Raw genomic sequence first — 13,324 nt, 5'->3', positions numbered from 1 at the left:
GCCATGGCGACGACGGAAGCGGCCATCGAAGTGCGGGATCTGACCATGGCCTACGGCAGCCGGGTCATTCAGCGGGAACTCACCTTCAACATCAACCGGGGGGATATCTTCATCATCATGGGCGGCAGCGGTTGCGGCAAGAGTACCCTGCTGCGCCACCTCATCGGCCTGCAACCCCCGGCGAAAGGGAGTATTCATTTCGGCGAAACGGACTTCTGGAATCTGCCTCCCGACGATCGCCAGCGCTTCATGCGCCGTTTCGGGGTGCTCTACCAGAGCGGCGCCCTCTGGAGTTCTATGACCCTGGCAGAAAATATCGCCCTGCCGCTGGAGGAATATACGGACTTATCGAAGGCTGAGATCGCCGACCTGGTCGACCTCAAGCTCGCCCTGGTCGGCCTCGCCGGCTTTCGCGATTACTATCCGAGTGAAATCAGCGGCGGCATGAAAAAACGCGCCGGACTCGCCCGCGCCATGGCCCTCGACCCCGACATCCTCTTCTTCGACGAACCCTCGGCCGGTCTCGACCCGATCAGTTCACAACTGCTCGATGATCTCATTCTCGAACTGCGGGACAGCCTCGGCGCCACGGTGGTGGTCGTCACCCACGAACTGGCGAGCATCTTCGCTATCGGCAACAACTGCGTCTTTCTCGACGCCGGAACCAAAACCATGATCGCCAGCGGCGACCCGAAAAAGCTGCGGGACGAATCGGAAGACCCTCTGGTGCGACGTTTTCTCACCCGGGGCAAAGAAGAGGTAAAGTGATGCGGTTCCATTCGTCACCGCATCCTACGCAAATGGATAAATCCGGTAGGATGTCGGTGAGCGCAGCGAACCGCATCACCCTCCCCGGGCATCCGCTTTAGTTTTGATGAAAGGAGTTTTGTCCCCATGAGCGCAAAAGCCGGCAAAGCCGTCATCGGGGCCTTTGTTCTCGGCGCCCTCGCCCTGGCGGTGGCCGGGGTGGTCCTCTTCGGATCGGGGAAGTTCTTCACCCCGCAGAAAAAATACGTCATGTATTTCGACGGCTCGGTCAAAGGACTGTCGGTCGGCGCACCGGTCGTCTTTCGCGGAGTCAAAGTCGGTTCCGTTGTCGATATCGTCCTGCAGGGGGATATGGATGCGATGACCTTCCGCGTGCCGGTCATTGTCGAAGTCGACCTGAGTCGCTTTCAGATCACCAATGGCGAACCGGATTCGGCCGATTACCATCAGGCCTTGATCAACCGAGGGCTGCGCGCCCAGTTGCAGACCCAGAGCCTGGTCACCGGACAGCTCATGGTCTATTTCGACTTTTACCCCGAGCGACCGGTGCGGTTGCTGCCTGATGATACGGGCTACGCCCAGGTCCCGACCATTCCTTCCACCACCGACGAACTCGCCCAGAAGCTTGAAGAATTGCCCCTCAAGCAGCTCGTGGAACGGGCCAACGATATGGTCGGCGGTCTGGAACGGCTGGTGAATTCCGCCGATATCCAGGACGCCCCACGCCAACTCAATCTGACCATCGCCGAGGCGCGAAATCTGCTGCGGAACATCAGCCGCGAAGTGGAACTCGTTTCCGCCGATGCCCGGGGGACCATCGCGGCGGCGACCGCCACCATCCGCCACGCCGACCGGGTGCTGGAATTTAAGGAGGGGGCGCCGGCGGAATTGGTGGAAAGCCTCAACCTGACCCTGGAGGAGGTACGCGGTTCGCTGGACAAGTTCGACGAAACCCTCGATGCCGTGGCAAATACCGCTTCGGACGAGCGTTCCATCTATCAGCTGCGCACCGCGCTCAAGGATCTGGGGGAAGCCTCCCGGGCATTCGGCTCTCTGGCCGAGTATCTCGACCGGCACCCCGAAGCCCTGCTGCGTGGGAAACCCCATCTGGAGGAAAAATGACCTCGAAACGCTCGCTGCTTGCGCCCCTTATCATCCTGCTGCTCGCCCTGCAACTGAGTGCTTGCGGCAAGACCCCCTCGGCGCGCATCTACGCCCTGGCCGCCCTCGCCGAAACCGGCCTGCAAACGTCCGAACGCTCGCCCCAGGAACCGCGCCGGATCGTCGCCGTCGGCCCCATCGCCCTGCCCAAATATCTCGACCATTCCGCCATCACCACCCGTGAAGGCTCGACCCTTCTCAAGCGTTCGGAACTCGACCGCTGGGGGGGCTCCCTGGAGGATGAAACAAGCCGGGTGCTGGTTGAGAATCTGGAGCGACTCCTCCCCGACGACCGTTTCCTGGTGCTGCCCTGGCTGGAATCGGGGAAAAGCGATTACCGGGCTCAGCTGAACATCACTCGCTTCGATGGCCCAACGGCCGGCCCGGTCGAACTCAAAGCCGCCTGGCTGCTCTTCGGAGAGAGCGACAAAGTTTCCATCGCCAGCGGCACGGAAACGATCGCCGAACCCCTTCAGGGCGATGGATACGGGGCAACGACCGAAGCCATGAGTCGGGCTCTTGCCGATCTGAGTCGGCGGATCGCTCGGGAAATCCAGGCCGTGTCACTCCCCTGACGGCGAGCTTCAGCCGCAATCCGGAACAGATGAAACATGCCTCCATCGCGCAAAGCTCTTTACCTGGCCCTACCACTCTTTTTTCTGCTGCTGGCCCTCTTTGCTTTCGGTACGGATTCGTCGCATGAACGCATGTTGCGCTTGCTTCAGATTGTCAAACAGGGGTTGAATGCTTTTGAATTCTCGCCGGCCCCTTAAGGAAAGGAACACCATATGGAGCAACGGGTGCTCATGGTCGACGCCGCCACCGGCTTCTACAAAACGAAACGCTACGGCTTCGACCGCTATTTCGGGCCGGTGGATCTCGGCATCCATCTCACCGAGGAATACCGCAGCCTCAACTTCGGCGTCGGCGTCTTCGCCGGGTCGATCTTCCCCGGTTCAAACCGGCTGGTGGTCACCGGCTTTTCCCCCTGCTGGCAGGGCTACTACATCAGCTCCATGGGGGGCGCCGGACTGGTCTTCGACAACCTCGGCGTCAACATGCTCAGTCTGGTCGGCAAGGCGCCGGTTCCCTCGGTGCTCTACCTGAATCGCAGCCACGGCGAGGAGATCGAGGTCGAGGTCGTTCCCATCGACGCGGAAGGGGTCTGGCGATCGGGCAGGCTCGGTGTCTACGCCCTGACCGATGAAGTCTATCGCCGCTTCGGCGACCGCTACGAAAAAGATCCGCGCATTCTCGCCACCGGCCCCGCCGCCTTGCGCACCGATTTCGGCGGCATCATGTCGGTCCCCATCAGCAAGGGGAAGATCAGCCATGTCGACACCTGGGCCGGACGGGGCGGCCTGGGCAGCGCCCTGGCGGGGGAACACGGCATCGTCGCCGTCATCTACGGTGGCACGGTCGTCACCGAGGACTTCCGCGATCACAAGGTCGCCGACGAGTGGTTCAAAAACAAATACGATCAGCGCCTGATGCAGAAGGATCTGGAAGTTACCACCAAGTACCGCTACGACGAAAAGCTCAAAACCGGCGGCACCTTCGGCGTCAACTACGCGACGATGGGCGGAAAAATCCTGGCCTTCAACTACCGCACCATCGACTGGAGCGAGGAGCAGCGCGTCGAGCTGCACCAGAAATTCATCGTCGACCACTACCTCAAGCAGTTCAACGACGAGACGATCGCGAACAAACAGCAGGCCACCTGCGGCGAGCCCTGCCCGGCGGTCTGCAAGAAGCTCAACGGCATCTACAAGAAGGATTACGAGCCCTACCAAACCCTCGGCCCGTTGTGCGGGATTTTCGACCAGCGCGCCGCCGAAAAGCTCAACCGCCACGGCGACGCCATGGGCTTCGACGCCATCTCCCTGGGCGGAGTGCTGGCCTGGCTCATGGATCTGCTGGACACAAAGACCCTGGCTCCGGAAGAACTCGGCGTCAGCCGTCTTCCCCGCTGGCAGATGGCAGGCTTCGATCCGGTGGTCGATTCGGCGCACAACGCCGAACTCGCCCTGGAGCTGATTGACGCTATCCTCGAAAAACGGGGCATTCTCGATTTCGGCGAAGGGGTGCGCAAGTGGAGCCGCATCCACTCCCGCGCCAAAGGGACGGCGCTGCACGATCGTCTGGTTTACATCGCCTTCAGCCGCCGGGGCTGGATGGTCCCCAACCAGTACTGGGTAGCCGGCGCCCTCGCCCCAATGGCGATCATGGGCAAGTACTACATGATCTACAGCCACGACTTCATCCCCCCCCGCACCCTCGGGCGCATGTGTGCGGCGCGGCTGAAGCAGGAACTGATCCTCGACAACCTCGGCATCTGCCGCTTTCACCGGGGCTGGGCGGAAGAGCTTCTGCCCGATGTCATGGGCACCCTCTACGGCGCCCGGGAACCGTTCCTGCGCGCTATCGAGGTCCTCGCCAGCCGCCTGCACAGCAACAACAGCCCGATTTTCTGGGAGTCGGCGCGTGACATCGACTATCTGCACAGCTTTTTGAAGCGGAAAAAAGAGGTCGACGGGGAAGAACATCCGGAGCTGGCGAGTTGGCTGGAGCGCTTCGAAAAAGACAGCATGGAGGCGGCCCGGGATTTCTGGTACGACACCCTCAAGGGGATCGACGAAAGCCTGCGGGAATTTTTCTGACGGCCGCGAAAAGTTGGGATGGAACCAGAGGATCTTCAATTTAACGTGCCGGATTTGCGAATTTTTATTTCAATGAGACGATTTTTCACTCCAACCCTGCTGCTCCTTTTCCTGCTCGTTGCCGGCTGCGCCACGCCCGTCGGCGTGCGGACGCTCGATTCCCGCGAAGCGGACCGGAAGCTGGCCGCCAACGTCCTGACCGGCGAACAGCTCAGTTCGCCGACGATCCACATCATCAACCGGCTCGGGCTCGCGAACACCTTCGCTGACGACCGGGCGACGGCGATCGCCTCCTTGCACGACAAGCTGCTGGAAAACGGCGTGTTGAAACAGGATCTGCTCTTCGCCCTGACGGAAACCTCCTTTCTGCAGGCGGTGGAAAGCGAAAATCCGGCCTATTATCTGGCCGCGGCCCTCTATGCCTACGCCTTCCTCTTTCACGGTGAAGCCCCCCAGGCGAAAAACGCCATGAGCGCCTTCGAACCCCGGCTGCGCACCGCCGTGGATCTCTACAACCGCAGCATCGCCAAAGGCTTCACCAGCCAGGAGAACCCGTCCCAGGTGAGGCTCGCCGGGGGAACCTATCCCCTCCCTTTCGGCCATTTGCAGGTCGATTTCGACTCCAGGCATCTCCAGTGGGGCAACTTCCGCTTTGTCGAACTGGTGCAGGCGGCGGAAATCGATGTACGGGGATTGCGTAACAAATACCGCTGGCCCGGCATCGGCGCCCCGCTGGTCGCTTCGACCAGATACACCAAGGGAATCGATGCTCCCGGGTTCGCCTACGTCATTTCCGGGATGAAGGTTCCGCTGACGGCTTTTCTGCGCTTCACTGACCTGGAAACGGGCCTGAGAGCCGGCACCCTGCATTCCGCGCTGGAGATCTATACCACCGACAAGGCGACCTCTGTCAGGGTGGAAGACCGGGAAATCCCCGTCGAATACGAATTGAGTTCGGCCCTGGCCTCGACCCTGGAAGGCTCGCAGATGTACAAGCTGGAGATTCCCGGGCTGTTGCGGGGGGATATCAATCCGCTGAAAAAAGTCCCCCGCTTCAGAAACGGCGTCTTTCTCACCAGCCCCTACAAGCCGGGGCAGATTCCCCTGGTGCTGGTGCACGGCACCGCGTCAAGCCCCGCCCGCTGGGCGGAACTGATCAACGAAGTGAATAATGACCGGGAGCTGTGGGGCCGGTACCAAATTTGGTTATTCCTTTACGACACCGGCAATCCCGTCCTTTACTCGGCGGGAATCCTGGCCGAAGGCTTGAAAAGTGTCGTTGAAGAGCTCGACCCCGAAGGGAAAGATCCGGCGTTGCGCGAGATGGTGATCGTCGGCCACAGCCAGGGGGGGCTGCTGACCCGAATGATGGCCACGGAGAGCGGCACCGCCTTCTGGGACAACGCCTTCTCCGAATCCTTCGAGACCCTGGCCGAGTCCCCGAAAGTCAAGGAACTGCTCCAGCAAAGCGTGGTCTATTCCCCCCTCCTCTTTGTCAAACGCCTCGTCTTCATCGCCACCCCGCATGGGGGAAGCTATGTCGCGGGAGGCTGGATCGGGCGACTGGCGACGAAGCTGATCCACTTGCCACCGCGGGTGGTGGAATTCGGCAAGGACATTGCCATGCTTCCCACCACCAAGGGGGCGGCGCTCTTCGCCTTGCGCGACATCCCCCGCAGCACCGACGATATGGACCCGAAAAGCGAATTTGTCCGCACCCTGACCACCCTGCCGATGGCAACCGACGTCCCCTTCCACTCGATCATTGCCGTGAAAAATCCGGAAGATCCCCGTGAAAAGTGGCATGATGGCGTCGTCGCCTACGGCAGCGCCCATCTCGAAGAAGCGGAATCGGAACTGATCATCCCTTCCGGCCACTCGGTTCAATCTGAACCGGCCGCCATCGAGGAAATCCGCCGCATCCTCGTCGAGCACCTGCGTGCGACCACTTCCACGCAATGGGCGGTGGAACGCTCCCCGGAAAGGGCCGCGCGATGAAATGGATCGTCAAAACCCTGCTTGTCCTTCTGGTCATCGGGACGGCTGGCTGGAGCGGTCTTGCCCTCTACCATCTGCCCCTGGGCAACGCAGTCACCCGGCTTATTCTCACCGCTCTCTTTGCCGGCGCGAGCCTTTCGACTTTGCTCATCCCGCGAAAGAAAAGGCACGCCCTGGCCCTCTATTTCGCCTTCTTCGCATTGGTTCTGGCCTTCTGGTTCGAGCTCGCCCCTTCCAACGATCGGGACTGGCAAGCGGATGTCGCCGTCTTGCCCTTCGCGGAAGTACAAGGCGAGCAGGTGATGATCCGCAATATCCGTGATTTCGACTATCGCAGCGAGAGCGATTTTGATATCCGCTATTACGATCGGGAATTCCGACTGTCCGAGCTGACCTCGGTCGATTTTTTCAGCGTTTACTGGATGGGTGAAGCCATCGCCCATGTCATGGTCAGTTTCGGCTTCAACGACCGAGACTATGTGACCTTTTCCATCGAAACCCGCAAAGAACAGGGGGAAACATATTCGTCCCTCAAGGGTTTTTTCAGGAACTACGAGCTGATCTACGTGGTCGGGGACGAACGCGACCTGATTCGCCTGCGCACGAACTACCGCAGCCCCGCCGAGGATGTCTATCTTTTTCGCAGCCGCATCCGGCCTGAACACGCCCGTCTGCTTTTCATAGATTACGTCAAGAAAATCAACGAGCTGAAAGACCGCCCCGAGTGGTACAATACCCTCACCGACAACTGTACCTCCAACATCGCCGGCCACATCGATGCCTTTCAGGATGATCTGCGCTACAGCTGGAAGATTCTTTTGAGCGGCTATGCCGCCGAGTATGCCTACGAGTTGGGCGCCTTCGATTCATCCCGTCCCTTCTCCGAGATCAAGCGCCTTGGCTATATCAATCCCACCGCACGCGCACTCAGTGACGCCGGGGGTTTTTCCCGGAGAATCCGGGAAAATGTCCCCAGGCCATAGGGAACGATTGCGAAACCGGTTCAGGATATTTATTCCCTCTCCTCCCGTCAGGAGCCCCCTTTCCCCAAAAACCTCTTCGCCGTAAAATGTCGGTTGCGGCTTCTTGATAAGAGTGATACAGATCACGTGCGGAGGCACGCCATGTTATCTTTCATTCAATCCATGTTCAGCAGCCATTCCGGCACGGAAAAAGATCCGATCGCCGCGGCCATCGAGCAGGCCGTAGAAGGTACCGATCCCTGGATCCGCGGCGTATCGGGCTACAAAAAGAAGCTGCGACCGGCAGCGGAACGGGCCCTAGCCTATCTGGATGAACAGGTGGACGGCATGGCCCCATCCCTCTCCCTGGAGCCTTCCGGCTATAGCGCCGATCCCCGGCTGCGCGCTTTCTTCATTTCTGCCGGTGCGCTACGCAAGGTTCTCGACAGCGACCCCTGTCTTGCGGATTACCAGCAAAAGCAGGGGAAAACACCCGCCTACGCCCTGCTCTCCATGATCAAACAGGAAAAGACCGTATTCGGGGCCGCAATGACCGGGGATGTCATTCTCCACGACGTGGCCCAGATCACGGTGAGCTTCGAAAACCATCATTTTTTCGCCCCGTCCGAATCCGACCAGGCAACCCGGGAAAAAATCAAGGATCTCGCCTTTGAACGACTCTTGCATCTGGCTCTGAAACGCATCTCCATTCTCAAGACGGAATGCGCCGGCAAGGAGCGGAGAAACGCCCTGCTTCAGGCCAATGTAGGCCTGCAGCAGCATCTGCGCCGGGGCATGGACGATTCCCCCCACATCGCCGTTCCCGTGCAGGATATGGCCCAGGCGCAGCTCTGCCGCAGCCTGCCGGAAAATGCCCGGGAAGACCGGATTCTCGATGCCTATCTCGAAATCCTGCGCGACGTGTTGATCCGTCCCGAAGACCATCTCTGGATCAGTCGGGAATCGATCATCGTCGACCGTATGGGCATCAAACGTCGCGAAGTTCAAGGAGACGCCTCCGAAGTCCCCCTCAATATGCTGAGCAACAGCGAAGGCCGCAGCCACGCCGTCTCCCTGGTCACCCTGCCACGCTGACCCTCCTCCTCAACCACCGCTATCGACGTTCCTCGCGATCGTCTTTACACTTGATCATTCCCCTTAAAAATCGCTAAACTTCATTCCGGCTTTTTTGCGATCTTCCATTCACCAGGAGGTAAAGATGTCCGACCCCAATCAACCCGAAAAAAATACTGAAAAAAAGACCTATGAAAATGTCATTCCCCCATTCCAGTCGGAGAAGGTCATTGCCGACCTGCGTGACATTTTCACCAACGCGACCCTGAAAGGGAAGGAGCAGATTGGTCCCTTGGCGGTCGTCACCCTCGTTCTCTTGCTGGTCTGCTGGATCCCCTTCGCAAATATCGCCTTTCTCGCCGGATACATGCGGGCGTTGCTCAAGACCTTGCGCGGCGAGAAGCCCCTGGTCGGCGATCTCTTTTCGGCCTGGGACTGCTTCGCCCAGCTGCTGGTCTACGTCGTCATTGTCCTGGTGGCCGTGCTGGTCCTCGGCTATCTGCCAATCATCGGCGCCATCGCCGGCATCATCATTTCCATCGTCGTCGCTCCCGGCCTCTACGCCGTGGTCGACAAAAAGATGGGGGCGATCGACGCCTTCAAGTGGAGCCTCGAAACGGTCAAACGGGACATGTTCACCTGGGCGCTGGTCGTCGTGTTGGGTGGAATCCTCTCCAGTATCGGCGCCGCCATCTTCGGCATCGGCCTCATCCTGACCATTCCCTGGGGCAATCTGGCCATCGCCCTGCTCTACGATCGCAACAAGAACTTTTTCCTGGCGGAACGGGTTTGAGGTAAGCTTCCCGTTGACGACCCGTCCCTCTCCGTAAAAGACAAAGCCCCGGCGGAGCAGCTCCGTCGGGGCTTTTTTGCTCACAAGCGTCCAGGCGCTTTCCCCCTTTTCCATTTCCTTCAATCTTTGCTATGGTTTAGGCAGGCGTGACGGAAGTGGTATCCGGAGTCGCCGCGCCATCCATCCCCAAAAAGACGAGAGGGAGATCGCATGGGACATTTCGTCACGCCGGTCGCCGCCTGGTGCGCGGAAATCATCGAAATTCTGGGTGTCGGACTGATCACCTTCATGGCCCTACACGCCCTTGTGCATGCGGCCCTTCGCCTGCGTCGCAACGAGGAGAAGGGAATCATTTTTCAAGAACTCAGGCAAGCCCTTGGGCAAGGCATTCTGCTCGGGCTGGAACTGCTCATCGCCGCCGACATCATCTACACCGTAGCCGTCGATCTGACCTTCGAATCGATCGGCGTCCTCGCCCTCGTCGTCCTCATCCGCACCTTCCTGAGCTTCACCCTGGAGGTGGAACTCACCGGCCGCTGGCCCTGGCAGGGGAATGGCGACTGAGAATACGTCATCTTCCCCTCCCTGCCAACATTGGATATCCCTATGCAATCACAACATATCCACCGACGCCTGACCTTCGTACTGCAGGCGATTCTCGTGATGGAGTTTGTCGGCGCCCTGTGGGAACAGCAATGGCTCACGGCAGTCGTCACCATTGGCATCATCGCGGTGACCCTGGCGCCCCTCTTGCTCGGCAGACTGTTACGTGTTTTTATCCCCCCCGAATTCGTCCTGCTCGCCATCGCCTTCATCTTCGCCTCCCTCTTTCTCGGCGAGGTCCATGACTATTACGCCCGTTTCTGGTGGTGGGACATCGCCCTGCACTCCACCTCCGGGATCCTATTGGGGATCGTCGGTTTTCTGCTGGTTCATGTACTGAACGAAACCGAAAATATCGGCGTGCACATGAAACCGGGCTTTGTCGCTTTTTTCGCCTTTTTATTCGCAGTGGGGATGGGGGCGCTGTGGGAGATTTTCGAATTTTCCATGGACAGCTTTTTCGGCATGAACATGCAAAAACCGATGCTCGGTGATCCTTCCGGACTGACCGATACCATGTGGGATCTGATCGTCGACACCCTGGGTGCGCTGATCATTTCCGTCCTGGGCTACAGTTTCATCAAAACGGCCGGGAACAATTCGTTTCTCGAACGCTGGATTAACGCCTTTATCGAAAACAATCCCCGGCTGTTCAAATCCAACCGCTGACGGAATCGATTGATTTCAGTAATCGACCCATTCCGGGAACACTTTCATGGAGTCGACGATGAAAAATCCCCTCGCCAAATTTTTGCCGGCGCTCGGCTTGCCGCTGCTCACTTTTCTGGTCGGCGGCGCGTGGATGATGAAGGTAACCGGGCGGGAGAACTTTCCCAAGAGCGACACCCCGGATTGCTATCCCCTGCATTTTCGTTTTGGCGGTTACGACGCCGCCGACGTTCGCGCCTATTGGGATTGCCTGGGAGCCGACGGGCAGCTGGCCGAATTGCGTTTTCTGAATCTGGATCTGCTCTTTCCCCTGTTCTACGGCGGGACGCTCCTGCTCGGGCTCTTCCTGCTCTGGAACGGCCTGGGGCGCCCCTTCCCCCGTTTCTGGCTGACGGTGCCGGTGTTGGTAAACCTGGTGGTGGACTGGACGGAAAATCTGACCTTGCGGCGACAACTGCACCGCTTTCTGGGGAATGAGTCGATTCAGGAAGGGTGGATCTCCCTGGCCGGGGTGGCCACGACCGTGAAGATCCTCTGTTTTGCTTTCGCCTGGCTGTTGCTGCTGGGGCTGGGCCTGCGCTGGATGCGACGGCGAAGGGACGGGTAATCAAGGAAGCACGGGAAAGTTCGCGCCCTACCCGTCATTCTCTTCCGCGTCATCCTCCTCGGGAGCGGGAACGACACCGACGGCGATGGGCCGATATTCAACCTTGAGAATTTCCAGCTCACGCTCCCCCTTGGGCGCCACGAAGGTCACCACATCCCCCTCGCGCTTGCCGAGCAGCGCCTTGCCGAGGGGGGAGACCCAGCTGATCACCCCCCGCCCCGGCGCCGTTTCGTCGACGCCGACAATGCTGTAGACCTTCTCCTCGCCTTCCTCGTCCACCGTCACCGTCGCGCCGAAGAGGACTTTCACCCCGGCAACTTTCCCCTGCGCCACCGGGTCGATAATCTGCGCCCCCTCCAGGCGTTTGGAGAGAAAGCGGATGCGTGAATCGAACCGGCGCAAGGCGCGCTTGGCGTAGTGGTAGTCGGCATTTTCGCTACGGTCGCCGTTGCTTGCAGCCCACTCGGCGGTGCGGGCCATCTCCGGCCGCTTGGTATAAAGCAGATCGCGCAGTTCCTCGCGCATCGCCTCGGCACAGGCGGGGGTCATGTAAATGGGCATCAAAAGGATTCTCCCATCAGGCCGGATTTCGGAACTTTCCAACGACATTCCGAATCGGAACAACCGCCGCCAGGACCAGCGCCCCGGCAATCACCCCGGAGAGGGCGTTCAATACCGTGGGGGTGAGTGCCGCCAGCAGGCCGCCGAGAACCGGCAGGCCGTGAACCGCTTCTGCCGCGCCGTGTAAAACATGATGGGAACCGGGCAGGCCGTGGACGAGAATGCCGCCGCCGACCATGAACATCGCCGCGGTGCCGACCACCGACAGGGTTTTCATCAGCTTGGGCGCCAGCAGGAGCAATCCCCGACCACAGGCGCGACGCAGACTCCCCCAGCCATTGGCCGCTTTAGACTTGAGGAGATGCAATCCGGCATCGTCGAGTTTGACGATACCGCCGACCAGGGCGTAGACGCCGACCGTCATAATCAAAGCGATGCCGGCCACCACCGCGACCTGGGTACCCAAGGCCGTACCCTGTACCGTGCCCAGCGCGATAACGATGATTTCCGCCGAGAGGATGAAATCGGTACGGATCGCCCCTTTGATTTTTTCCTTCTCGTAGGCCACCAGATCGATCTCGGGATTACTCAGGACTTCAAGCTTTTCCTCATGTCCCCCCTCTTCCTCGGCGCGACTGTGCAAAAATTTGTGCGCCAGCTTTTCGAAGCCCTCGTAACACAAAAAAGCCCCACCGACCATCAGCAGTGGCGTGATCGCCCAAGGCGCCAGGGCGCTGATGATCAGCGCCGTCGGCACCAGAATCAGCTTGTTCTTGAAGGATCCCTTGGCCACCGCCCAGACCACCGGCAGTTCCCGGTCGGCGCTGATGCCGGAAACCTGTTCGGCGTTCAGGGCCAGATCGTCCCCCAGCACGCCGGCGGTCTTTTTCGCAGCGACCTTGGTCATGGTCGCGACGTCGTCGAGCAGACTGGCGATATCATCAATCAAGGCCAACAGACTCGTTCCGGCCACAATGCAACTCCTTATGAATAAACAGTTAATAGACCAGCCCTGCGATCTGCAGAATCACTCGTCGAAGACCGCGCCCTTTTCCGCCGACTCCGCCAATCCTTCGACGACCCAGCCCAGATCGTAGGATTGGCCGCACTCGGGACAGATCAGGCCGATGCGCTGCCCTTTTTCATGCTCGCGAAAGTAGACGTGAAAACCCTTGGCGTAGCCGCAAACGCGGCAGACTCTGAATTCAGACATGGTCTCCTCCCGAATCCGATGGTGGTGGTTTGAGGCTGTAACAGGCAAGCGCTTCGTTCACGACCCGGTGAACGTCCGCCAGGCATCAGCGCCCGTCCGGGTGCGTTTCCGCGCAGCGACAGGTACCTTGACGTTTTTCGGCAAGAATGCGCTCGAGAATCAGTGAGCGACCGCCGTTGGCACAGACATCCGCGCGGATATCATCCTCGTCGTAGCCGTAACAATAACAGATAGGAACCGACATGGTTTCTTCTT

The 13,324-nt window shown here is 59.7% G+C and carries 15 protein-coding genes; 11 read left to right on the top strand and 4 right to left on the bottom strand.

The features are described 5' to 3' along the window. The first annotated feature begins 3 nt into the window (after window positions 1-3). From BQ4888_RS00900 to BQ4888_RS00850, 11 genes are all read left to right on the top strand, one after another. On the top strand, window positions 4-768 hold the full coding sequence (locus BQ4888_RS00900; protein WP_092052469.1) for an ABC transporter ATP-binding protein: 765 nt from the start codon (window positions 4-6) through the stop codon (window positions 766-768). A 126-nt stretch (window positions 769-894) separates the two neighbouring features. Next, the gene (locus BQ4888_RS00895) at window positions 895-1,890 is read left to right on the top strand and encodes an MlaD family protein (RefSeq protein WP_092052467.1); all 996 of its coding nucleotides are present in this window, start codon (window positions 895-897) and stop codon (window positions 1,888-1,890) included. Continuing rightward, entirely contained in the window at window positions 1,887-2,504 is a 618-nt protein-coding gene (locus BQ4888_RS00890; protein ID WP_092052465.1) for a PqiC family protein, read from the top strand. Before BQ4888_RS00895 ends, BQ4888_RS00890 begins: the two co-directional genes overlap by 4 nt. A 213-nt stretch (window positions 2,505-2,717) precedes the next feature. Continuing rightward, window positions 2,718-4,589, top strand: coding sequence for an aldehyde ferredoxin oxidoreductase N-terminal domain-containing protein (locus BQ4888_RS00885; protein WP_092052463.1), 1,872 nt, complete (start codon window positions 2,718-2,720; stop codon window positions 4,587-4,589). A 72-nt stretch (window positions 4,590-4,661) separates the two neighbouring features. Then, window positions 4,662-6,587: an esterase/lipase family protein gene (locus BQ4888_RS00880; protein ID WP_170232757.1), complete on the top strand. Its 1,926-nt coding sequence runs from the start codon at window positions 4,662-4,664 to the stop codon at window positions 6,585-6,587. Continuing rightward, window positions 6,584-7,570 carry an Lnb N-terminal periplasmic domain-containing protein gene (locus tag BQ4888_RS00875; RefSeq protein ID WP_092052459.1) on the top strand — a complete coding sequence of 329 codons (987 nt, stop codon included), beginning with the start codon at window positions 6,584-6,586 and terminating at the stop codon, window positions 7,568-7,570. The genes BQ4888_RS00880 and BQ4888_RS00875 overlap by 4 nt, the downstream gene beginning before the upstream one ends. Window positions 7,571-7,711: 141 nt before the next feature. Then, entirely contained in the window at window positions 7,712-8,644 is a 933-nt protein-coding gene (locus BQ4888_RS00870; protein WP_092052456.1) for a hypothetical protein, read from the top strand. 124 nt (window positions 8,645-8,768) lie between these two features. Further along, window positions 8,769-9,416: a DUF2189 domain-containing protein gene (locus tag BQ4888_RS00865; protein ID WP_092052455.1), complete on the top strand. Its 648-nt coding sequence runs from the start codon at window positions 8,769-8,771 to the stop codon at window positions 9,414-9,416. 210 nt (window positions 9,417-9,626) lie between these two features. Further along, entirely contained in the window at window positions 9,627-9,980 is a 354-nt protein-coding gene (locus BQ4888_RS00860; protein WP_092052452.1) for a DUF1622 domain-containing protein, read from the top strand. A gap of 42 nt (window positions 9,981-10,022) precedes the next feature. Continuing rightward, complete coding sequence (locus BQ4888_RS00855; RefSeq protein WP_092052449.1) at window positions 10,023-10,688, top strand: DUF2238 domain-containing protein; 666 nt, start codon at window positions 10,023-10,025, stop codon at window positions 10,686-10,688. Window positions 10,689-10,746: 58 nt separating this feature from the next. Continuing rightward, window positions 10,747-11,295: a hypothetical protein gene (locus BQ4888_RS00850; RefSeq protein ID WP_092052448.1), complete on the top strand. Its 549-nt coding sequence runs from the start codon at window positions 10,747-10,749 to the stop codon at window positions 11,293-11,295. Between the two features lie 27 nt (window positions 11,296-11,322). On the opposite strand, the gene BQ4888_RS00845 is transcribed toward BQ4888_RS00850, so the two are convergent. The 4 genes from BQ4888_RS00845 to BQ4888_RS00830 form a co-directional block, all read right to left on the bottom strand. Next, on the bottom strand, window positions 11,323-11,856 hold the full coding sequence (locus BQ4888_RS00845) for a GreA/GreB family elongation factor (RefSeq protein ID WP_205747973.1): 534 nt from the start codon (window positions 11,854-11,856) through the stop codon (window positions 11,323-11,325). A 16-nt stretch (window positions 11,857-11,872) separates the two neighbouring features. After that, window positions 11,873-12,829: a DUF808 domain-containing protein gene (locus tag BQ4888_RS00840; protein WP_092052445.1), complete on the bottom strand. Its 957-nt coding sequence runs from the start codon at window positions 12,827-12,829 to the stop codon at window positions 11,873-11,875. Between the two features lie 54 nt (window positions 12,830-12,883). Then, window positions 12,884-13,069 carry a hypothetical protein gene (locus BQ4888_RS00835; protein WP_092052443.1) on the bottom strand — a complete coding sequence of 62 codons (186 nt, stop codon included), beginning with the start codon at window positions 13,067-13,069 and terminating at the stop codon, window positions 12,884-12,886. Between the two features lie 85 nt (window positions 13,070-13,154). Next, window positions 13,155-13,313, bottom strand: coding sequence for a bacterioferritin-associated ferredoxin (locus tag BQ4888_RS00830; RefSeq protein ID WP_092052440.1), 159 nt, complete (start codon window positions 13,311-13,313; stop codon window positions 13,155-13,157). Window positions 13,314-13,324 lie beyond the last annotated feature (11 nt).

The sequence above is a fragment of the Desulfuromonas acetexigens genome (assembly GCF_900111775.1).
Lineage (GTDB): Bacteria > Desulfobacterota > Desulfuromonadia > Desulfuromonadales > Trichloromonadaceae > Trichloromonas > Trichloromonas acetexigens.
The sequence above is the reverse complement of the archived record's forward strand: the minus strand, read 5'-3'. Positions and strand labels throughout refer to the sequence as shown.